The organism is Pleurocapsa sp. CCALA 161, from assembly GCF_003003995.1.
Taxonomy (GTDB): domain Bacteria; phylum Cyanobacteriota; class Cyanobacteriia; order Cyanobacteriales; family Xenococcaceae; genus Waterburya.
Map to the genome: position 1 here is coordinate 1 of NZ_PVWF01000054.1, position 21525 is coordinate 21525.

Genomic DNA, 21525 nt, shown 5'->3' on the forward strand with positions numbered 1-21525 from the left:
TACCCCGATTAGAGAAGCAATTAGTCAGTTAAAACGAGAAAAATTAATCGTGTCTAAGCCTAATGGTGGTTTTAAGGTTGCGACTCTGTCTGTTCAAGACGCAATTCAACTTTATGATTGTCGTATCGCTTTGGAACAGCTTGCTATTGCGGGTGCTTGTGAGCAAATCACTTCTAAACAGCTAAAACAACTAGAAAAATATGTGTTGCTAGCAGAAAAGCTCGTAGAGTCAGAGTCTAATAGCTCTAAATCTTTAGAAATAGATTATCAATTTCACCGTTTAATCACCGAAAGTTCTGGTAATCAATGGTTGTTAACTTTGCTGGAACAGGTGTTCGATCAAATGTCGCTGCTCAGAATTCAAACTACAAAACACAATCCTCAAGTATTAGAAATTCGCTTAGAACATCGACAAGTCTATGACGCGATCGCTTTAAAAAAGCCAGATTTAGCTCAAGCAACAATTAAAGAACATTTAATTGCTAGCAAAGCTAGGGTGGTAGAGGAATTAAAGATTATTAACCAGAAGAAGGCTGAAATGACCTAGATTCAAATAACACTCAATCCTGTTCAAACAATCAGCAACGCCCTCTTTGCAACTTAATCTCAGCAGTATTACAAGATCTTAATCATTGGGTTTCAGTTTTAGCAATCCTGTTGCATAATGATATACGGCGCTATAGATAGAGGTTGTAAGCAATGACTAAAAAGTCAAGCGCTAGATATAGTACCATTGATTAAGATCTTCAACTCGACTTCTACAATGAAATTATCTTTTGTTGAACAAGCAGAACAGGCTAGAAATCTTCTGCTGACTGAGCTACAACACCAAGTTCCCATTAGTCTGCAAGAATTAGAACTAAAAAGCGTTGATAACCAGCTATCTCATCGTAGTCTTAAAGAAGCAGCTTGGCGCTTAGTGGAAGAGGGAAAAGCTCAATTCAACTCTACCTGGGACTTGGAAATTTTGTAAATCTCTGGTGTAATACGGCTAAATAACGACTAAAGACGTACTATCTAAACAGGTATGTCTTTTTTATTGTCAATTTTATTAGGCGATCGCTTATCACATATGTCGCAAAGACAACAGAGGCAGCAGAGACAACATAATCCTTTTGGGAATCAAGGAGATAAACCAGGAGATAATCGTCAATCTTTTCAGGTTGATCGAGATCGCATTCTCTATTCCTCCGCTTTCCGTCGCCTAGCACAAATTACTCAAGTCTTAACGGCGCAAGAAGGTCATGTATTTCATAATCGTCTAACTCACTCTTTAAAGGTGGCTCAGGTGGCTCGCAGGTTAGCTGAAAGATTGCTAGCAGAACAGCCAAAGGTAGCCGAGGCTATTGGTGGAGTTGATCCAGATGTTGTTGAGGCTGCCGCTTTGGCTCATGATTTGGGTCATCCTCCTTTTGGTCATATCGCCGAGGAAGAGTTAGATACTTGTGCCAGACGAGCAGGTTTAGCCGATGGTTTTGAAGGAAACGCCCAATCTTTTCGGATTTTAACCAGATTGGCAATTCATCGGCTCGATTACTATGGTCTGAATTTAACCAGAGCCACCTTAAATGCGGTCTTAAAATATCCTTGGTTGCGATCGCCTGATCCTGCTTCTAAAAGACATCGCAAGTACTGTATTTACGATTTAGACTCGGAGACATTTAGCTTCGTCCGCGATCAATCAAATGATCTCCAGTCGATTGAAGCGAGCATCATGGATTTTGCTGATGATATTACCTACAGCGTTCACGATCTCGAAGACTTTTACCTGGCTGGTTTAATTCCCCTAGAGCTTTTGGCAACAGATTGGGATGAACTAGACCGCTTCATTACCGATTGGCTGCGGGTATCTCCTCGTAATCGTGTAGCCAGAGTGGTTCAAGCCAACCCCCATCGCTTTCAAAATTTTCTTAATGCTACCTATAATCTTAAAGGGCAATATCCTCCAGGCTCGTTTGAGCAGAAAGCTCAGATTAAACGCATTAGCTCACAACTGATTCAAAACTACGTACAGTCGGTGCAGCTAACCACAGAATATGGCGATCGCGGCTATCTCAAATACAATCGTAATCGAGAAGAAGAGCTAAAGTTTCTGCAACGGATTGTGTGGTCTTATGTCATTTCTAATCCTCGTTTAGCCACTCAACGATACGGACAAAAAAGAATTATCAAAACCCTGTTTGAAATTTATCTTCAAGCAATTAGCGATCGCGATTTGAGCTTTATTCCTGCTCGTTTTGTGCGGGAGTTTCTCGAAATTGAAGCTAACTTAGGAAATTCTGCTGAGTTAAACCGAGAACAAACTCGCATGGCAGTAGATATTGTGGCTGGATTAAGCGAAGCAGAAGCTGTAATTCAATATCGCCGTTTGACAGGAATCAGTCAAGGATTGTTTTTAGATAGTTGGAATTGAGATTTTTTTGAATCATTAAATTATTTGCAATGATCAGATCTCTTTAATTAATAGTCTGGTAATATTTTTGTAGCTAAAACTAGAGCTTTTAGGCAATTTTAAGAGCTAATAGTCAGAAAACATCTAAAAATAATGTCTGATGGATTAATTACGGCACAAAACAGCTTAAATAAAGCGTTGTCAACAGCGAAGAGCAAGCTCAGTCAGTTTATCTCCAATCCCAACTTTGACAATCAGATTGGTTTGGCTTTTGAGCAACAGTCACAGACTGAAAACTACAGCACATTTCCCAGTCTCGCTACGCCCTTTGCTAGTACAGTTATTGCTGATTTACCTACCTCTGGGACGAGTAATGATACTAGAAATATTATTAATCAATGGTTAAGCGCAGATACTCTACCAGAAATTGAAATTGTCTCTAGCGCAGCGATTAATGGCGCACAAGGAGCTTATGCAGCCACAAGCAATCAAATTTACTTATCCCAGGAATTGTTAATTGAGCATCAGGATGATCCTGATGCAGTAGAGAAGGTTCTTCTAGAAGAATTGGGGCATAGTTTATCGGCGCAAATAAATCCCCAAGATGTACCAGGAGATGAAGGGGCAATTTTTAGTCGATTAGTTAATGGCGAAGCGATCCCGCCAGAAGTTTTAGCTACCCTAAAGGCAGAAGAAGATACTGCCAGAATTACTCTCGATGGTGAAAATATTCAGATTGAACAGGCTTGCAAGGGCATCAATCCTGCTTTCGATCTAATTGGACTAACGGATTTACGCAACGATCCAAATTTCCAAGGTATCGATGGTACTGGCTTCGATGTGGTGGTCATTGATACTGGTTTGGATGCGACTCACCCTTTGTTAGATGATAATTATCGATTCGGTTTTGATTATGTTAATAGAGATAAAAATCCCGATGATTTAGACGATCATGGTACTCATATATCAGGAATTATTGGAGCAGAGAATGAAGATATTGGAGTTGCTACTGATGTAGGGTTAATTGGGTTTAAGGTAGGGGAGGACAAGCTAGATGGAGAAGCGATCGATAATGCCTTACAACGAGTACTTGATGAGGTACGCGATCCTAATACTACAACTAACATTGTCGCCGTCAATTTGTCTTTAGGAACTGGTTTTTATACCCAGCCAAATCAACCAAATTCTTTTTTTGACGATGAAACTCGTTTTTTAATTCAAGAATTGGAGTCAGCAGGAGTTGTTGTTGCAGCAGCAGCAGGTAATAACTTTGAAGGGAAGCCAGATAGTAACGGTGATATTTACGATGCTTCAGGCAGGCTCATTGAACCTAACCAACGATTAAATATATCTTCCCCTGCAATCTATAGCACAATTTCCGTGGGTGCAGTGTGGCAGGACAATGTCGCTCCCGATAGTATTCTCAATTATCAAATTCCTGAGACAGATCACATTGCGGCGTTTAGTCAACGTCTAAATTCAGACAACTTTCTGTTTGCTCCTGGCGCGATAATTACCAGTACTGTTCCCGAACGAGACAACGGCGATCTGTTTGCTGAGTTAAGAGGCACGAGTCAAGCATCACCTCATGTTGCTGGATCAGTTGCTTTGTTGCAAGAAATTGCTGCTGATTATGATGTCAGGCTGACTCCCGAACAGGTAAGAGATTATCTAATTGATAATGCCGATCTGATTAACGATGGTGATGATGAAATAGATACAGTTAAGAATACTAATTTGGACTATCCGCGAATTAATATTTATCAATCGGCGATCGCTTTAAAGGAAGATTTAGAAAATTACGATCTGTTTGATTCTGTTAGTCAAGACTCAATTAGTGATACTAATACTAATGGCGATCGCACAAGTAGAGTTTCGGTTAACACAGCAGCTACAGAGCAGATTGCTGAAGATTCTGGTTATCTAATTGATGCGAGCGATCTTAACCTCAATCATTTTATTGCCACCAAAGATGAAACTTGGCAGATTCAGGTTGATGCCAATCAAGAGTCTACTGACGAGCCATTGTTACGCTTGTTTGAAGCTGACGGGGAAGAGATCGTTGCTGTTAATGTTCATGATGATGCAGCTAAAGATCGAAGTAATTTACTAGAAGTGAAGTTAGAAGCGGGTACAGAATACTATTTTGAAATTGATAACTATAGCGAGAATGATCGTTCTTTGATTGCCAGGGTTACTGCATCAGAAAACCAAGACAATTATACGGTGACAATTGACGATTTGCCATTGGGTCAAATGACAAGTATTGAAGGGCAACCGTTGAGTGATAGTTTAGGCGATCTACCGATTTTCCTAACTCAATCTGAGCTAGGATTAGCCTACAATATCGCAACAGAGCAAGACGAGCCAATCAGCCAACTCCTTTAACAAAAGCTATAGTCATTTCCAATAGCAACCAGTCGATCTTATAACGAAGTAGCAGGTAGCCCTAGAGGATTAGGCGGCTTTTCCTAAAGGATAAGCTTCGCAAATGGGTAAGAAGATTCTTACGCAAAACGTGACCGTCAAAACGAGCCTTAGCTTATAGCTTTTTAATCGGGTATTTCGGAGGTAGAGGAATGAATCTAGGGTAACCTGAGTTCGGGTTAAGCAGATTAATTGGTGGAGATAGCTGTAAGCTCTAAGCTAATAGCTTTTGAGATAGTTTGGATGCAACTCTACTATGAAAGAAGAACGGAAAATAGTATTTTTTAAATACCTTCAAAATAAGGATTTGAGCTAATCCCGAACTCAGGTTAGGGTATTAAAGTTAGGTAAACCAGCGATCGCTCACAAATTAAAATAATTTTAAATTAATCTCAAGTCCAGTAAAGAATTTTAGCTTGAGGAAAGTTGCTGTTAATTTGTGCTTCAATAAATTCTTGCAGTTCTGCCATTGTATCTTTAGGGTAGACGTATTTGACTCCACCGAACTTATTCCGTTTTTGACTACGATTTTCTGCCTCAAGATCTAGTTTACTGTTGGGATACCATGTCTTTAAGACTTCTTTTGATTTAGGCGTAAAACGATGGGTGATTAATTCAAAGGTAAGATCGCAATCAAGATCTAACGTTTGAGTAATCAATTGAAATAAATTAGCATAATGTTGTTGCCAATTGGCGATCGCCATAATTGGCGCGATCACAATCCCAACAGGATAACCATGCATAGCTAGCTGACGTAATGCCTGTAGTCTTTGCGCTACAGTGGCTGTCCCTCCTTCCATCGAATGACTTACAGGATCGGCATTTACGCTAATGCGACAGTGAGTATTTCCATTATGGGGCAAATCCAAAAGCTGCTCGACATAAGCAAACTTGCTTACCCAACGCAAATATGCTCTTTTTCTTGTGCCAAAATAACGAATAGATTCGGCTAAACTTCCTGTTAAATGTTCAATTCCTAAAGGATCTGTATAGCAACTAACTTCATAAGTAATGTCTCGATCTTCTTGTTCATAATTGCTCAAATTTGCCAAAATTTGCGGTAAATTAGCATAAACTTTGACTACAGGCGCACCAGATAAGCTACCTGCTAAATAACAATATTGACAGTGTGCAGGACAACCCTGTGCTAAATGAAATTGCCAGTCAGCAGAAGGAGGAATTGGCGTTAGTTTGAGTTGGCTTGGTGGTGCATTAACTATGGCTAAAGTATTTTTGGCGATCCCATAGGTTTCTCTTTCATTCTTGCCACGCAAGCCAGTAAGTCGATTCTGAGATAATTTTGTGACGGGAATATTAAAAGACTTGACTCGCTCAAGAATTTGTTGTCCCCAATTCTCAGCATAGGCAGCAGGGGTTATGAGTACTTGTTTTGGTAACCACAGTTTAGCCTGACTGGTTTTGACTTGAGGTTGAATAGAGCTAGAAATCATGACAACAATCGGTTTAAGAAAAAAGACTCACAATTAGAAGTTAGACATAACAACAACTAATTCGTACCGACTAAAGATAGAGATCTGCTGATTTTTATTGGTTGAGTGATAATTAATTCAATAGCAGCAGAATTAGTTAAACAACCAATTACATCAACAACTATAGTCATTTCAATTAATCGCCCCTACAAGATCGTATGTTTTTTATTTTAAATGACTATAATTACAGTCTGTTTTAAATATACTCCTGCAAAGCTTTCACCTCTAAAGGCTCAGATTGTAGAGAGCGAATTGCTGCTACGGTAGCTTTTGCCCCTGAGATGGTGGTAATAATCGGTAACCGATAGTCTAATGCCATCCTTCTAATTAGTTGAGCATCGGTTTGGGATTCTTCTCCTGTGGGGGTGTTAATAATTAGCTGAATCTGATTGTTTTTAATTGAATCTACAACATGAGGACGACCTTCGTGTAGCTTAAGAACCAACTCTACATCTTTAATGCCGTTTGAATGGAGGGATTTTTGGGTTCCTGATGTGGCAACTATTTTAAAGCCAAGGTCGATAAAATCTTGTACCACGGGAACGATCGCAATTTTATCTCGTTCATTCATAGAAACAAATACTGTCCCAGTTAAAGCTAAATCCACTCCTGCACCAATTTCCGCTTTAGCGAAGGCTTTACCAAAATCGCTATCAATTCCCATTACTTCTCCTGTAGAGCGCATTTCAGGCCCTAAAAGGGTATCAGTACTAGGAAATTTATTAAAGGGCAACACTGCTTCTTTAACAGCGATATGCTTAGGGATAATTTCTTTAGTTACCCCCAAAGATTCTAGGCTTTTGCCAGACATGACTAAAGAGGCGATTTTAGCTAGGGGAACTCCCGTTGCTTTGGAAACAAAAGGAACAGTACGAGAAGCACGAGGATTGGCTTCAATGATAAATACCTGCTCCCCCTGTACCGCATATTGAATATTCATTAAGCCCACTACTTTAAGTGCTTTGGCTAATTTGGCTGTCCAGTCGCGGATAACGGCGATCGCCGATTCAGATAAAGAATTGTAAGGAATAGAACAAGCGGAGTCTCCTGAATGAATACCAGCCTGTTCGATATGTTCCATAATGCCACCGATTACTACTGTCCCACTATGGTCGCACAAGGCATCAACATCAACCTCGATCGCATTCTCTAAGAATTGGTCTATTAAAATAGGATGGTCGGGTTCTACCTGCACAGCATAGGTCATATAGTGTTTGAGGTCGGCATCGGAATAGACAATTTGCATTGCTCGACCGCCTAAAACATAGGAAGGACGCACTACTACTGGATAGGAAATACGGTTAGCAATCTTGAGCGATTCTTCGTAACTACGAGCTAGACCATTAGGAGGCTGTTTGATATCTAACTCGCGCAATATTTGCTCGAATCTTTCGCGATCTTCGGCTGCATCAATGGAATCAGGAGATGTTCCCCAGATTTTTGTTTCAGTCACTTGAAATTGTTCTAGATATTCTTGTAGGGGAATCGCTAACTTTAAGGGTGTTTGTCCCCCAAACTGGACGATAATTCCTGCGGGGTTTTCCGCTTCGATAATGTTTAATACGTCTTCTTTAGTTAAAGGTTCAAAGTAAAGGCGATCGCTGGTATCGTAATCGGTGGAAACAGTTTCAGGATTGGAGTTAACCATAATGGTTTCATATCCCGCAGCCGAAAGCGAAAAAGCTGCGTGACAACAGCAGTAGTCAAACTCAATCCCCTGTCCAATCCGATTAGGACCACCCCCTAAGATCATCACCTTAGATTTATCTGAAGGTGTAATCTCTGATTCTCCTTCTTCGTAGGTAGAGTAGTAATAGGGCGTAAAAGCTTCAAATTCGGCAGCGCAGGTATCTACCAGCTTATACACAGGTACAATCCCTAGTTTTTTGCGATATGCTCGCACATCATCTTCATTGGTTTTAGTCGCAAAAGCTATCTGGCGATCGCTATATCCCTGTTGTTTAACAAAACGCATCTGTTCGGCAGAGATTTTTTTAAGCGCATGTCCCTTGAGAAACTTCTCTGTCAGGAGTAATTCCTGCATTTTATCGAGAAACCACATATCGATCGCCGTTAGCTCATGGATTTCTTCGGGGGTCATACCTAACTTCATACCCTGATAGATACTAAAAACCCGCTCTGGGTTAGGTGTCCGTAAACTAGCGCGTACCTGGGGAATTGAAGGCAATATTTCCTGGCGATCGCAACCAAAGCCAGCACGACCAGTTTCTAAAGATCTTAATGCTTTCTGGAACGATTCATTAAAGGTTCTGCCAATTGCCATTGCTTCCCCCACCGACTTCATTTGGGTGGTTAAGATTGGTTCAGTGCCAGGGAATTTTTCAAAGGCAAAGCGAGGAATCTTGGTAACTACATAGTCAATGGTGGGTTCAAAAGAAGCAGGGGTTTTCTGGGTAATATCGTTATAAATTTCGTTGAGGCGATAACCCACGGCTAACTTAGCAGCAAATTTGGCAATGGGGAAACCTGTAGCTTTAGAAGCCAATGCCGAAGAACGAGAGACGCGAGGATTCATCTCAATCACGATCACCTCACCATTAATGGGATTAATCGCAAACTGAATATTAGACCCGCCTGTTTCCACGCCGATCTCGCGAATAATCGCTAAAGAATAGTCTCGTAACCGCTGGTATTCCTTATCAGTCAGGGTTTGTGCTGGAGCAACAGTAATAGAATCCCCTGTATGTATCCCCATCGGGTCGATATTTTCAATCGAACAGATAATTACGACATTATCTGCCAGATCTCTCATTACTTCTAGTTCGTATTCTTTCCAACCCAGCAAAGACTTATCTACTAGAATCTGACTAACAGGAGAAGCATCGATCCCTGATGCCGAAATTTTCTCGTATTCTTCTTGGTTGTAAGCAATACCGCCTCCTGTACCACCCAAGGTAAAGGCAGGACGAATAATCAAAGGATAGCTACCGATTTCTTTGGCGATCGCTTTAGCTTCCTCTAAATTATTGGCGATACCTGATGGACACATGGGTACGCCAATTTTCTCCATCGCTTGTTTAAACAACAGACGGTCTTCCGCTTTCTCAATGGCGGGTAACTTTGCCCCAATTAGCTCCACACCATACTTTTCTAGCACGCCACTTTTAGCTAGAGACACTGCAATATTTAACGCTGTTTGCCCTCCCATCGTGGGCAATAAGGCATCTGGCTTTTCTTTAGCGATTACCTTTTCCACTATTTCGGGAGTTAAAGGTTCAATATAAGTACGGTTAGCCATTTCTGGGTCAGTCATAATCGAAGCAGGATTAGAATTAACCAGGACTACTTCATATCCTTCTTCTCGCAGCGCTTTACAGGCTTGCGTGCCTGAATAGTCAAATTCACAAGCTTGTCCAATTACAATCGGGCCTGAACCAAGAAGTAGAATTTTATGGAGATCTTCACGACGGGGCATATTACTCTGTCTCTTGTCTAACTTATACTGCTAGCGTTTCATTGTATAGTTTCTTGGCCCGCGAAAACGTATTCCTTTTATCTACATTTAATGACTAGCTGTTGTATATCTTTAATTTAAATTTACCAACACTATAATTTATTGGTTTGCTAATGATGCACCAATCTGTGCCAAAGTCTTATTTTTGAGTTTTTGCTACCAGCCAGTTTATACGCTTACCAGTTATTAGTGGGTGGAAGATGTTGAAGTATATCTTCTTAAAGCTCTTAGTTTAATAGTGCAGTCGCTTTAAATGGGATAAATTTAATCGCTGATTGATGTTAGCAACTTAATTCATGCTACATGCCATATACCGCCTCTTATAATTCTGATCTAGATTTTGGGCATCATAACATCATAGTCAATATCAGTCCGAAAACTTGATTCTTGCTAGTTTTAGATCTTTATGACCCACTTTCAAGCTGAAAAACATACCTTAATCATTGACAATATTCACAAACGCTCTACCGTTGAACTCCAATCGGAGACATATTCTATTGGTCGCGATCCCCAAAATTCAATTGTACTTAGTTCGACAAAAATATCTCGTTACCATGCAACCTTATTGCGAATAGCTATTTCAGGTACTGATAATTATCAATTTCGCATTATTGACGGGGATTTAAAAGGAAGGCGCAGCAGAAATGGTTTAGAAGTAAATGCCAAGAAAAGTTTTTCTCACGATCTACAAAATGGAGATGTAATCTACTTTGGTGATGGCATTACTGCTACCTATCAAGTTACTGCCGAAGTGATCAAAACTGTAACAGCAATGCACCCAGACCGACTTGAGCAATCTGGTTTTTTTGCTGACGAAATCGAAGATTCTTTAGCTACCTGTTTCCTTGGTGATTCCAGCCAATCTAGGGATTCACTCAAATCTCATCAGACTTCAAATATATCTTTGGCAGAACGTCAGGCATCAATTCAACAGTCTTTAGAGAGATTAGCCTCATTTCCTGAGCTATTTTCCAATCCGATTATCGAAATCGATCTCCAAGGCAAAATTACTTATCTCAATCCTGCTGCTCTCAAATGGTTTCCGACTTTAAGAAAAGATAAACTAGATCATCCAATTTTGGCAGGGGTAATTGCGCTGATTAAAGCTGAGTCGAAAGAATACACTATTCGGGAAATAAACATAGGAGAACAAGTATTTGAACAGTCAGTTCACTTAATTTCTGTCAATCGATTAGTTAGATGCTATGTCTCTGAAATTACTACACGTAAAGAGGCAGAAAATTTGCTCAAACAAGCTCATCATGAATTAGAACAGAGAGTCAAACAGCGAACAATAGAACTAGCTCACAGCAACGAAATATTAAAAGCAGAAATTGCCGAACGTAAACAGGCTGAACAAGAAATTCGTCTTTTGCAAACTATTACTCAAGCGATCACCGCAGCATCGAGCTTTGATGAAGCGATCGCCATTACTTTGCGTAAAGTATGCCAAACAGTTAACTGGAGTTTTGCAGAAGCTTGGATTCCTGATGAGGGGATAAACATGCTTAAACTGAGTCCCTCTTGGTATGGTAACAATCAAAAATTAGCGGAGTTTAGAAAAGCCAGCCAACACATTAATTTTCCGCGCAACATCGGTAAACCTGGCAGAGTTTGGGCAACTAAAAAACCTGAATGGACTGAAGATGTTTCTGTGCAAGTAAGCAAAATATTTCTGAGAAATAAATTTGCTCAAGCAGCAGGCTTAAAAACTTCTCTGGGAGTACCCATAGTTGCTGGAGAAAAAGTTATTGCCGTGTTTGTTTTTTTTGATTTTTCCGCTAGTCCAGAAAACAGCCAAATAGTTGAATTAGTTAAATCCGTCGCTGCTCAATTAGGCTTAATCATAGAGCGAAAAAGAGCCGAGGATGCCCTGCATTCGAGCATGGCAACTAACAAGGCTATGTTTAATGCCATCCCAGACTTAATCTTGCGCATCAATCGCCAGGGAAATTTTGTTAATTTTAAAGCTGCTAAAGAAAAAAACTTACTCACTCCCGATCAGACTTTTTTAGGGAAGCATCTCAAAGAGGTATTTCCTGAAGACATCTCTGAACCGATTGAACGGGGAATCGAAAAGGCTCTTGCGACTGGGGAACTGCAAATCTTAGAATGCCAAGTCTCTACTGATGAAGAAATTTATAGCTACGAAGTGCGTCTTGCTAATAGTGATGTTGATGAGGTGATGGCAATCATCCGCGATATTACTGAGCGCAAACGAGCAGAAGAAGATGTTCGTCGCACTCTAGAACAGGAGAAAAAGCTGGCTGAATTGAAAAGTCGCTTTGTCACGATGGCATCCCATGAATTTCGCACTCCCTTAGCCTCAATTTTGTCTTCTGCTGAATTGTTGGAGCATTATAGTCATAAGTGGAGTGAAGAGAAAAAACTCAGCCACCTCTATCGGATTCAAAGCTCAGTCAAGCATATGACTGGATTACTTAATGATGTTCTTTTATTAGGTAAAGCAGAGGTAGGAAAACTCCAGCTAAACCCAACTAAATTTAATTTGTTTCAATATTGCCAACAGTTAGTGGAAGAAATCGATCTCACTACAACAACTCACCAGATCGTTTTTCAAGCGAACAATGAATGTGAATCCCAGAGTGAGCCTGCTGAAAATGAAGGTTATCTAGTCTGTTTAGATGAAAAAATTCTCAGACATATTTTGAGTAATCTACTCTCTAATGCCGTTAAATATTCTCCTCAAGGCGATCGCGTTGATTTTAATCTTGTGTGTCAATCAGAACAGGCAGTTTTTCAGGTTCGTGACTATGGTATTGGTATTCCTTTAGAAGATCGCGCACAGTTGTTCGACTCTTTTCATCGAGCTACTAACACAGGTTCAATTCCTGGTACTGGACTAGGTTTATCGATCGTTAAACGCTCAGTAGATTTGCATCAAGGCAGCATCTCGGTTGATAGCCAGCTTGGAGAAGGTACTACTTTTATTGTTATCCTTCCTTACTTGAAAATTGAATAAAAATAAGCAATTGAACATCTACCTTTAGATATATTTTTATTTAATTTAATCTTTGAAACTCAATATTTCTAATTAAAAATCTCTAGTACTCAATCTATTTATCCGTTATATTTCTGAGGTTTTTTTGACTAAATAAAAGTAAATTGATAACTAAGTCAAAAGCATAATAATCAAAACTGATTATTACTGAGAAAATCAAGCAATGTTTCAACTATTTGCCATTTTTTATTAAATAAATACCATGACCAAAATTTTAGTTATTGAAGATGAATTGTTTATCCGCGAAAATATTGTCGATTGTCTAGAAGCAGAAGATTTTGAAGTATTTAGCACTGAAAATGGGATTTTGGCAATTTTGTGGGCGCAAGAAAATATTCCTGACTTAGTTATTTCTGATGTCATGATGCCAGAAATAAGTGGGCATGAAATTCTAGCCGAAATGCGAGATATACCTGAAACAGAGCTAATTCCCTTTATTTTTTTGACAGCCATGGCAGACAAAGATGATATTAGGCATGGCATGGAGCTAGGTGCAGATGATTATTTGACTAAGCCATTTACCAGAAATGAGTTGTTAAATGCAGTTACTTCTCGTTTATTAAAGCAGGCAAAGCTCATGAAACAATATCACGATGAGCAGCAAAAAACTAAAATCTTAGAGCAAAAAATTAAAGAGCTAGAAGAACTACAAATTAAAGATAAGCTGTCTCACGAATATGAACAGGCTTTACTTAAAATAAATACAGCAATTAACTTAGTAAAAAAAATTCAGTCCAAACCAGAAGATAGTTCAACCGTTAGCTTAACCCAGCGTAATCTCCAAACCATTAAAGATACTTGTGCAGCGGAAATTGCTATGATCAGACAACTTCCTCATCTGGAAGCTCAACTATATTCTAAAAACAAAATGCTTTCATTAATTTTACAAAGTTAATTATGTTTTTTAAATTCATATTAGGAGCTATATTTATTGGTTTGCTAATCTTGCCAATATTTCTTGCTATTTAACCATATTCAAAGCAACTAAATCTTCGATCTGGCTAATATTATTGTCTCCTGCTAGATAGCCAATACCACGATGTAGATGGAGGTTAAACTGTTCTTTTAGAGTATCTTGTTCTGTTCCCAGTCCATCTTGATAACATCTTTGCTTTAAAGCAATCAATAACATGTCGGCAATCTCTCCGCCAAAAACATTCCAAGCTATTTCGACTTTACTATCAGTTTTAATAGGTACGGGAGAAGGAATGCTAGGTTCAGCCAAAGAACGACACAAAGCCCAGCGACAAAGAATGTTCCACTGCTTTATTTTGGTATTGCGCTTAAGTTTGACCAGCTGATCTTCGGCTGTTTTAGAAATGCGAACTCGTTCTAGAGGGTTATCCATAGATTAATTACTGTTCATCGCTCACTGTTCACTGTTCATTGTTCATTGCTCATTGCTCATTGTTCACTGCGGGGATCTAGGGCATCTCTTAAACCATCTCCCAAAAGATTAAAGGCTAAGACGGTCAAAATGATTAACAAGGCAGGGGGAATAATTAACCAAGGTTGTAATACTAGGATTGAGGCATTAGTGGCAGAGGATAATAAATTACCCCAACTGGGATCTTTGGCTTGAATACCCAAGCCGATTAAGCTCAAAACTGATTCGGCAATGATAAAGCCGGGAACAGCCAAAGTAGCGGAAATGATGATATAGGTAGCTGTTTGAGGCAAGATATGACGCACGATAATATAGAGCGGATTTGCCCCCATGGCATTGGCAGCTTGGACAAATTCTTGTTCTTTGATCGATAATACTTGCCCCCTGACTACTCGTGCTAATCCTGCCCAACTAATTAAGGAGGTGATCAGCACAATAATTAGGAAAGTTTGGGCGCTGCTTAAACCATCGGGAATTACTGAAGCCAAGGCAATCAGTAAATAGATTCCTGGGATGGTCATCAAAACTTCTACCAGGCGCATAATAATAGCATCTGCTGTACCGCCAAAGTAGCCAGAAATTCCTCCTGCCAACATACCTAGAGGATAGGAAACAGCTATCCCTGCAAGTCCAATAAATAGGCTAATTCTGCCACCAAACAACAGGCGACTAAATAAATCTCTACCTTGTTCGTCCGTACCCAGGATGTTAATTTGAGCTTTGCCTACTGTGCCAAATAAATGCCTAGCTAAGGGGATGCCAGGAAAAATAGTGACCGACTCAAAGCTAGGAGGTAGAGGTAAAGATATTTTAAACAAATTATAGGGCGTGCCTTTTACGAAAAGATTAATTGGGGTGGCTTGGTCGCGATTAATAATTAACAAGCGATCGCCTGTATTAAGATCTGTCGTTCCCTGAGTTGTGGGATAAACAAATGGCGTGGTTAACTTACCTGCTTCGTCGCGCCAATGAATTGTCGTCGGTGGTAACAGAGATCCATCATCTTGAGAAGCGTAAGGAGAATAGGGAGCAATAAAATCTGCAAAAATAACCGCAAGATAAAAAGTAATTAGAATCGATGCACCAATCTGCGCCAAAGTATTATTCTTGAGTTTTTGCCACCAGTTCATAAATCAGTTACCAGTTATCGGTTAGTTAAAGATTTTGATTTTTAATTATATCTTCAAGCTATTTTTTATATCTATTGATCAGGATAATAATTAATTCTATCTCCTAAACCAACCTGCTCTAACATAGCTATGGCGTGATTGCGCATTTCCTGTTTAGAGTATTTACCCTGTACTTCTAAACAAAAATATTCAATAAAACTTGTTGATGCTGCTGTGCCTTTTAGTGTGTATCCGAAACAATGGACAGATCGTCAAACAAGTAAAATTATTTTTCGACCAGATAATTGTCAAATAAATCAGGAACAGAACATTCAGGAGAGTTTACCTAACTGCACCATTTCTGGAAAAGACGTTCTAAATCTGCCACCAAATATTAATATCCGTAGAGGAATTTTTACTCTCGAATACACAGAGGGAGAACTAATTAGAACAATTACCTTTCGTATACCAATTAGTGCTGAGTCGGAAACTGGATTGGTAGTTGTTGAGTAGAAATGTTTTCTAAGTTTAATTCAGTTTACTAAACTACTCGGTTTAGTTTTATAATATAACTAGTTAAAACTAAACGGTTTAGTCATAAACGAACCTGGTAGCTATGAACTACATTACAGACAAACAAAACAAATCATCTAAACCTCTGGTTAAAAACGTATCTGCTATCCTTGTCGGTTTGGCTTTAATTCTGGTTGGCGTAACAGTATATAAAATAAGTTCTACTGATACTTCTCAAACGGAAGTACCTCCCCCAGCAATGCCAGAAATAAAAACCGTGACAGCATTAGGTAGATTAGAACCCAGTGGGGAAATTATTGAGATCTCTGCATCCTCTGGATCACAAGGAAATCGAATTGAAAAGTTATTAGTCAAACAGGGAGATCAGATTAAAGCAGGTGATGTAATTGCCGTATTAGATAGTCGCGATCGCCTGCAAGCAGCTTTAAATCAGTCACAAGAACAGGTAAGAGTAGCTGAGGCAAATTTAGCTTTAGTTAGGGCAGGGGCAAAAACAGGAGAAATTCAGGCACAACAAGCAGCGATCGCCCGTATTGAAGCTGAACGTAGCAACGATATTATGGCGCAAACGGCGATGGTAGATAGGATGCAAGCCGAATTAAACAATGCTCAAGTAGAATATCAAAGGTATCAAAGTCTGTATCAAAATGGTGCAATCTCGGCATCAGAAAAAGATAGTAAATATCTCACTCTCGAAACGGCAAAAAAACAGCTAGCCGAAGCCAAAGCTAACCTAAATCGTATTAAGTCAGGACAACAAGAACAACTAGCCGAAGCCAAAGCCACTTTAGATCAAATCGCCGAAGTACGCCCAGTTGATGTAGCAGTAGCCGAAGCAGAAGTTAGAGAGGCACAAGCAGCAGTTCAAACCGCCCAAGCAGAATTAGATCAGGCTTATATTAAATCTCCCCAAGCAGGAACAGTAATTAAAATTATGACTCGCCCTGGGGAAGTAGTAGCTAGTGATCGGGGAATAGTCAGAATTGGGCAAACCAGCCAGATGTATGCTGTAGCGGAAGTTTATGAAAGCGACATCGATAAAGTAAAACTAGGACAGAAGGTTAGTGTTACCAGTAGTGCGATCGCCGAAAAATTAACAGGTACTGTTGAAACTATTGGTTTAGAAGTCGAACGCCAAGAAGTAGTTAATACCGATCCGACAGCCAACATAGATGCCAAGGTAGTGGAAGTGAAAGTCAAGTTAGATCCAGAGTCTAGTAGGAAGGTAGCAGGACTTACTAATTTGTTGGTGGATGTCAGGATTGATCTGTAGGTAGTAGGGGAGGAAGGCTTGCGCCCAGTAGAGAAAAAGTATAGCAGTCGAGAAAACAATTAACAATTATCCATTGTCAATTATTAATTAAAAACAATGTTTAAATCATTAAAAAACCGTACTCCTTTGGGGTGGTTGCAACTCAAGCATGACAAGCTTCGACTGTTAACTGCGTTATCGGGAATTGCTTTTGCAGACATCTTAATCTTTATGCAGTTGGGGTTTATGAATGCTTTGTATACCTCCAATACTCAATATCCACGCAAAATTAAGGGAGATATAGTTTTAACTAGTACTCAAGCAACTAATTTTAATAAACCCTATACCTTTCCTCGCCGACGACTGTATCAAGCGATGGATGTACCTGGGATAAAATCGGCTGAACCTATATATGTTGGTTCTCTTGATTGGCGCAACCCCCAAAATCGCGAAAAAACCTCGATGACGGTGGTTGGTTTTGATCCAGCTAAACCTGCTTTTAATTTACCAGAAGTTAATGGTCAATTAGATAAACTCAAAATTCCCGATACAGTACTATTTGATCGGGCATCTAGGGGAGAATATGATCGAGTTGTCAACCAGATCCAACAGGGAAAAACTGCTACGACAGAAAGCGATCGCACTACTTTAACTATTGCTGGTGTATTTAAAGTTGGAGCTTCTTTTGCTGACGATGGGGCATTAATTACGAGCGATCAGACTTTTATGCGTTTATTTCCCCGTAAACAGCCAGGATTAGTTAGTTTAGGCGTAATTAATCTCAAAGATGGTCAGGATATAGAAAAAGTAAGAACGTATCTCAATAATTATCTTGCTGATGATGTTCAGGCTTATACATATCAAGAATATGTCGATGCTGAACTTGATTACATTAAAAGCAGTACTGCAATTGGTTTTGTCTTTACTTTGGGGACAATGATGGGCTTTATTGTCGGAATTGTGATTGTCTATCAGGTACTTTCCACCGATGTTAACGATCATATGGCAGAATACGCTACTTTTAAGGCAATGGGTTATAAAAACTCTTATTTACTCGGTGTGGTGTTTGAAGAAGCAATTATCCTCTCGATTATTGGCTTTGTTCCCAGTGTGGCGATCGCAGCAGGACTATATCAATTAACCGCAGCAGCAACTGCTTTACCTATCGTCTTACCAGCATCTAGGGCTGTCACTGTAATGATCATGACTATTGTTATGTGTAGCATTTCAGGGGCGATCGCCACTCGTAAACTTCAGTCAGCCGATCCTGCGGATATCTTTTAGAAAGAGTTTACTAGACTATTTTACGAATTGCTTCGCAGTTGCGAATACACATTCTTGTAACTGTCTACATCTCTAACTTTTCATAAAAAGATTTGGCGTTGGTAAATGAGTAATGCTTTTATTTGAAACAATCATTAGAAAGTAAACTGTTACGAATTACTTTTCATCAATCCATAAATTAGTTCAAAATCATGTTGCTTAATCTCAAACAAGCCAAGTCTAAATTTAAAACTCCAGTGTTTTTTGTTAGTAATAAATTTTAGTTGTTCAATTAAAGGTTTAATCTGTACTTCTTGACAGTTTTCAAATTCAGCATTTCGGCGATATGGCTGAAAGCGATCGCGGTTCTACAACTTGATAAATATCTCGATCTTTAATTGTGACAACTGCTGTAAATGCTTGAATAGGTTTTCCATTTTGTAATGACGTTTTGGGAGAATAAAAAATTATGTAATCAACTGGTTGTAATTTCTTGAGTGGAGTTTCTTTACCATGTCCTGCTTGGACAAAACTTTCTTCTTTTCCTACTATTATATAATTTTTTGAAACTGTATTAATTGAATGTTTCATTCATGTTTTATTGTTTCAACTTACTCCATTCTTCTTTAGTAATATTCAATCTATTTTCTTCTACCCACTCACCCTTTTTTATAAATCCTTGCGGTATATACTCAATAAAATTCATGCCAACTGTTTTTAAAACATTTAAGCTTGCATCTCTCAGTTTTAATTATTATATTTGGCGATAAACTCATCTTTGCTTAAACCATATATTGCAGCTTTTCGCTCTGATGCTAGCAAATTTGGCAATTGATTTTCACTAAAACAAAACTCTTTTTCCCGTCTTAAACCTGCTTTTTCCATCACCCGAATCGATGCTTTATTTTCTATCAATGCCCAAGACACAACTTTGGTTACACCCAACTCAGAAAATCCCTTAGCTATGATTGCTTTAGAGCCTTCGCTAGCAAAACCACGATTCCAGTCATCTTTACACAATCTATATCCTAAAGCAATTTCATTGCCACTCACTAAATTAAATTCTGTTAAATAAGCAAAATTTGTCGTAGTCAGAAAATGAAACCAGCCAATAAATTTATTACTTATTTTTTCTATAGCCGCCCAAAATCCTAAGTTCGTATTTTTTTCATAAGATTCTAAGTATTTCGATAAATTTTTCTCTATATCATGATAACTTGTCGGCAACCCACCATTGATATAACGCATTACTTCAAAGTCGCTATTCAAATTAAATAAATTATTTAAATCATCGACAACAAACTGACGCAAAATTAATCTATTTGTTTCTAAATATACGTTCATAAACATAAATTAGTAAAGTAGCTATGAATAACAATCAACAACAAATCAAACAACCAGTAATTGATATTAAAAACTTAGATCATTACTTCGGTAAAGGTGAACTTCGTAAACAAGTTTTATTTAACATTAATTTAACTATAAATAGAGGCGAAATTGTTTTAATGACAGGGCCTTCTGGTTCGGGTAAAACAACATTACTAACTCTTGTTAGTGGATTACGTTCACCCCAGTCTGGAACTTGTAAAATACTTGGTAAAGAACTTTGTGGTGCATCTCCCGCAGAATTAGTGCAAGCTAGACGCAATAATGGCTATATCTTTCAAGCGCATAATTTACACCATAGTTTAAATGCTACTCAAAATGTCCAGATGGGTTTAGAAGTACAGGGTATATACTCCAAAAAAGAAAGGCGCGATCGCGCTGTAGCCATGTTAGAACAAGTAGGCTTAGGGGAGAGGATTGATTACTATCCTGATAACCTATCTGGGGGACAAAAACAACGAGTTGCGATCGCTCGTGCTTTAGTTGCCCATCCTGCAATTGTTCTAGCTGATGAACCGACAGCAGCCTTGGATAGTAAATCAGGACGAGATGTAGTTAATATTATGCAAAAACTAGCCAAAGAACAAGGCAGCACTATTTTATTGGTAACTCACGATGAGCGCATTTTAGATATTGCGGATCGCCTTGTTCACATGGAAGATGGTAGATTAGTATCGCATCGCTCTTTTAATGCCGTGACTATGACAAACTAATGCTGAAGTTTCTCTGTTTTGTTTTGTTCAATGCGATCGCTTTTAAAAGCTTTTAGATGATTTTAAGACGACAATGGGGATGTATTGACTAATACATCCCCATTGATTAAAGATAAATTTTGGTAATTTACAGATAGATGTTTTTTGTTTAGTAGGCAAGAGTCTCTAAAGTTTCTTTGAGGTAACTTCGTACTTGCTGGTCTAATTCAATGTCGCTACTGATATCTCTTTCTTGCTGCCAACTTTGAAAACCTGAGCTTTTGGAGATTGCCTGTCTAAGACTGAACCAAATTTCTTGATCCCTTTCGTTTAGCGAAGCGATAGTTGAGTTTGTCATGTATGTAAAATTTTTATTACTCTATATTTTTTAGTTTAACTCAAGTAAATTGAGTATCTGTATTTCTAAATACATAAATCCTCGGATAACTATAAATATGTTAGTAAAGCTTAATTTGTTTCTTTTTTTCTAACTAACTTAGTTAACCAGTCTACTTTATCAATTTTAATGCCAGGAGTCGTAAAATCACTTGCTATTTCTTGTAGAGTACACTGTTTGATTTGGGCTAATTCTAATTCATTAGTTAACAAAACCTGAACTGCATTTAGAGGTATTTGAACAAAAAGATTACTGCCCAAGAAAGCGATGCTGGCGATCGCTAATCCTAAAATACGCTGCTGCGGTAATAAGTTAGCAATTCCTGTGGTTGCTGGAGCAAAATTATATAGTAACCATAGATTAAACAGCATTAATCCTGTGGCGATCGCGTTGACAACTTTTTGTTGCTTTCTTTTAAATAAAGCCAGAATTTTTCTTTGCTTTACGCTTAAAAATTTAGGCGGGAGAGCAAAAAACAATACGCTAAAAATATTAAACGGACGGTAGAGCTGCATTAATAACACAGGGAGAATAGCGATCGCTATTAACCAAGGCAATTCGAGCAAATAGCTGTATCTATCTCCCACTGCTAGCCCAATCGAGGCAACACCAAACATCAAGGGAAACATGATTATGCCCCCAACATGAATCCATAAAAAAGGTTCAGAACGAGTATTCGTCATTGTTGATTATACAGAA

18 protein-coding genes are annotated in these 21525 nt (G+C 38.8%); 10 read left to right on the top strand and 8 right to left on the bottom strand.

What is annotated here, in order from left to right:
* From C7B62_RS14015 to C7B62_RS14030, 4 genes are all read left to right on the top strand, one after another.
* A partial coding sequence (locus C7B62_RS14015; RefSeq protein ID WP_106237339.1) for a GntR family transcriptional regulator occupies positions 1-547 on the top strand: 547 nt, incomplete at its 5' end.
* Positions 548-763: 216 nt separating this feature from the next.
* Positions 764-973 carry a hypothetical protein gene (locus C7B62_RS14020; RefSeq protein WP_106237341.1) on the top strand — a complete coding sequence of 70 codons (210 nt, stop codon included), beginning with the start codon at positions 764-766 and terminating at the stop codon, positions 971-973.
* A gap of 54 nt (positions 974-1027) precedes the next feature.
* The gene (locus C7B62_RS14025; protein WP_233219968.1) at positions 1028-2413 is read left to right on the top strand and encodes a deoxyguanosinetriphosphate triphosphohydrolase family protein; all 1386 of its coding nucleotides are present in this window, start codon (positions 1028-1030) and stop codon (positions 2411-2413) included.
* 132 nt (positions 2414-2545) lie between these two features.
* A complete protein-coding gene (locus tag C7B62_RS14030) occupies positions 2546-4780 on the top strand; it encodes a S8 family serine peptidase (protein ID WP_106237344.1) in 2235 nt (744 codons plus the stop codon).
* A gap of 431 nt (positions 4781-5211) precedes the next feature.
* Here C7B62_RS14030 and C7B62_RS14035 read toward each other — a convergent pair whose 3' ends face one another.
* Positions 5212-6270 carry a spore photoproduct lyase family protein gene (locus tag C7B62_RS14035; RefSeq protein WP_106237347.1) on the bottom strand — a complete coding sequence of 353 codons (1059 nt, stop codon included), beginning with the start codon at positions 6268-6270 and terminating at the stop codon, positions 5212-5214.
* Positions 6271-6505: 235 nt separating this feature from the next.
* Positions 6506-9745, bottom strand: coding sequence for a carbamoyl-phosphate synthase large subunit (gene carB / locus C7B62_RS14040; protein ID WP_106237350.1), 3240 nt, complete (start codon positions 9743-9745; stop codon positions 6506-6508).
* Between the two features lie 445 nt (positions 9746-10190).
* On the opposite strand from carB, the gene C7B62_RS14045 reads away from it, so the two are divergent.
* Together C7B62_RS14045 and C7B62_RS14050 are read left to right on the top strand one after the other, a co-directional pair.
* Positions 10191-12767, top strand: a complete 2577-nt coding sequence (locus tag C7B62_RS14045; protein ID WP_106237353.1) for an ATP-binding protein — start codon at positions 10191-10193, stop codon at positions 12765-12767.
* Positions 12768-13008: 241 nt separating this feature from the next.
* On the top strand, positions 13009-13701 hold the full coding sequence (locus C7B62_RS14050) for a response regulator transcription factor (RefSeq protein ID WP_106237357.1): 693 nt from the start codon (positions 13009-13011) through the stop codon (positions 13699-13701).
* A gap of 66 nt (positions 13702-13767) precedes the next feature.
* Here the strand turns inward: C7B62_RS14050 and dndE are convergent, their stop codons facing one another.
* Positions 13768-14154: a DNA sulfur modification protein DndE gene (dndE, locus tag C7B62_RS14055; protein ID WP_106237360.1), complete on the bottom strand. Its 387-nt coding sequence runs from the start codon at positions 14152-14154 to the stop codon at positions 13768-13770.
* Between the two features lie 56 nt (positions 14155-14210).
* Positions 14211-15323, bottom strand: coding sequence for an ABC transporter permease (locus C7B62_RS14060; RefSeq protein WP_106237363.1), 1113 nt, complete (start codon positions 15321-15323; stop codon positions 14211-14213).
* A 138-nt stretch (positions 15324-15461) separates the two neighbouring features.
* On the opposite strand from C7B62_RS14060, the gene C7B62_RS14070 reads away from it, so the two are divergent.
* The 3 genes from C7B62_RS14070 to devC all read left to right on the top strand — a co-directional run bounded on the left by C7B62_RS14070 (position 15462) and on the right by devC (position 18372).
* Entirely contained in the window at positions 15462-15815 is a 354-nt protein-coding gene (locus C7B62_RS14070; RefSeq protein WP_106237367.1) for a hypothetical protein, read from the top strand.
* Positions 15816-15918: 103 nt separating this feature from the next.
* Positions 15919-17109 carry an ABC exporter membrane fusion protein gene (locus C7B62_RS14075; RefSeq protein WP_106237370.1) on the top strand — a complete coding sequence of 397 codons (1191 nt, stop codon included), beginning with the start codon at positions 15919-15921 and terminating at the stop codon, positions 17107-17109.
* A 96-nt stretch (positions 17110-17205) separates the two neighbouring features.
* Positions 17206-18372 carry an ABC transporter permease DevC gene (devC, locus tag C7B62_RS14080; RefSeq protein ID WP_106237374.1) on the top strand — a complete coding sequence of 389 codons (1167 nt, stop codon included), beginning with the start codon at positions 17206-17208 and terminating at the stop codon, positions 18370-18372.
* 309 nt (positions 18373-18681) lie between these two features.
* Here the strand turns inward: devC and C7B62_RS14085 are convergent, their stop codons facing one another.
* Together C7B62_RS14085 and C7B62_RS14090 are read right to left on the bottom strand one after the other, a co-directional pair.
* Positions 18682-18942, bottom strand: coding sequence for an EVE domain-containing protein (locus C7B62_RS14085; protein WP_106237377.1), 261 nt, complete (start codon positions 18940-18942; stop codon positions 18682-18684).
* Positions 18943-19098: 156 nt separating this feature from the next.
* Positions 19099-19695 carry a GNAT family N-acetyltransferase gene (locus tag C7B62_RS14090; protein ID WP_106237381.1) on the bottom strand — a complete coding sequence of 199 codons (597 nt, stop codon included), beginning with the start codon at positions 19693-19695 and terminating at the stop codon, positions 19099-19101.
* Between the two features lie 23 nt (positions 19696-19718).
* Between C7B62_RS14090 and C7B62_RS14095 the strand changes: the two genes are divergently transcribed.
* Positions 19719-20450, top strand: a complete 732-nt coding sequence (locus tag C7B62_RS14095) for a DevA family ABC transporter ATP-binding protein (RefSeq protein ID WP_199194196.1) — start codon at positions 19719-19721, stop codon at positions 20448-20450.
* 148 nt (positions 20451-20598) lie between these two features.
* On the opposite strand, the gene C7B62_RS14100 is transcribed toward C7B62_RS14095, so the two are convergent.
* The gene (locus C7B62_RS14100) at positions 20599-20787 is read right to left on the bottom strand and encodes a hypothetical protein (RefSeq protein ID WP_106237385.1); all 189 of its coding nucleotides are present in this window, start codon (positions 20785-20787) and stop codon (positions 20599-20601) included.
* Between the two features lie 110 nt (positions 20788-20897).
* The gene (locus tag C7B62_RS14105) at positions 20898-21509 is read right to left on the bottom strand and encodes a low-complexity tail membrane protein (protein ID WP_106237389.1); all 612 of its coding nucleotides are present in this window, start codon (positions 21507-21509) and stop codon (positions 20898-20900) included.
* Between the last annotated feature and the right edge of the window lie 16 nt (positions 21510-21525).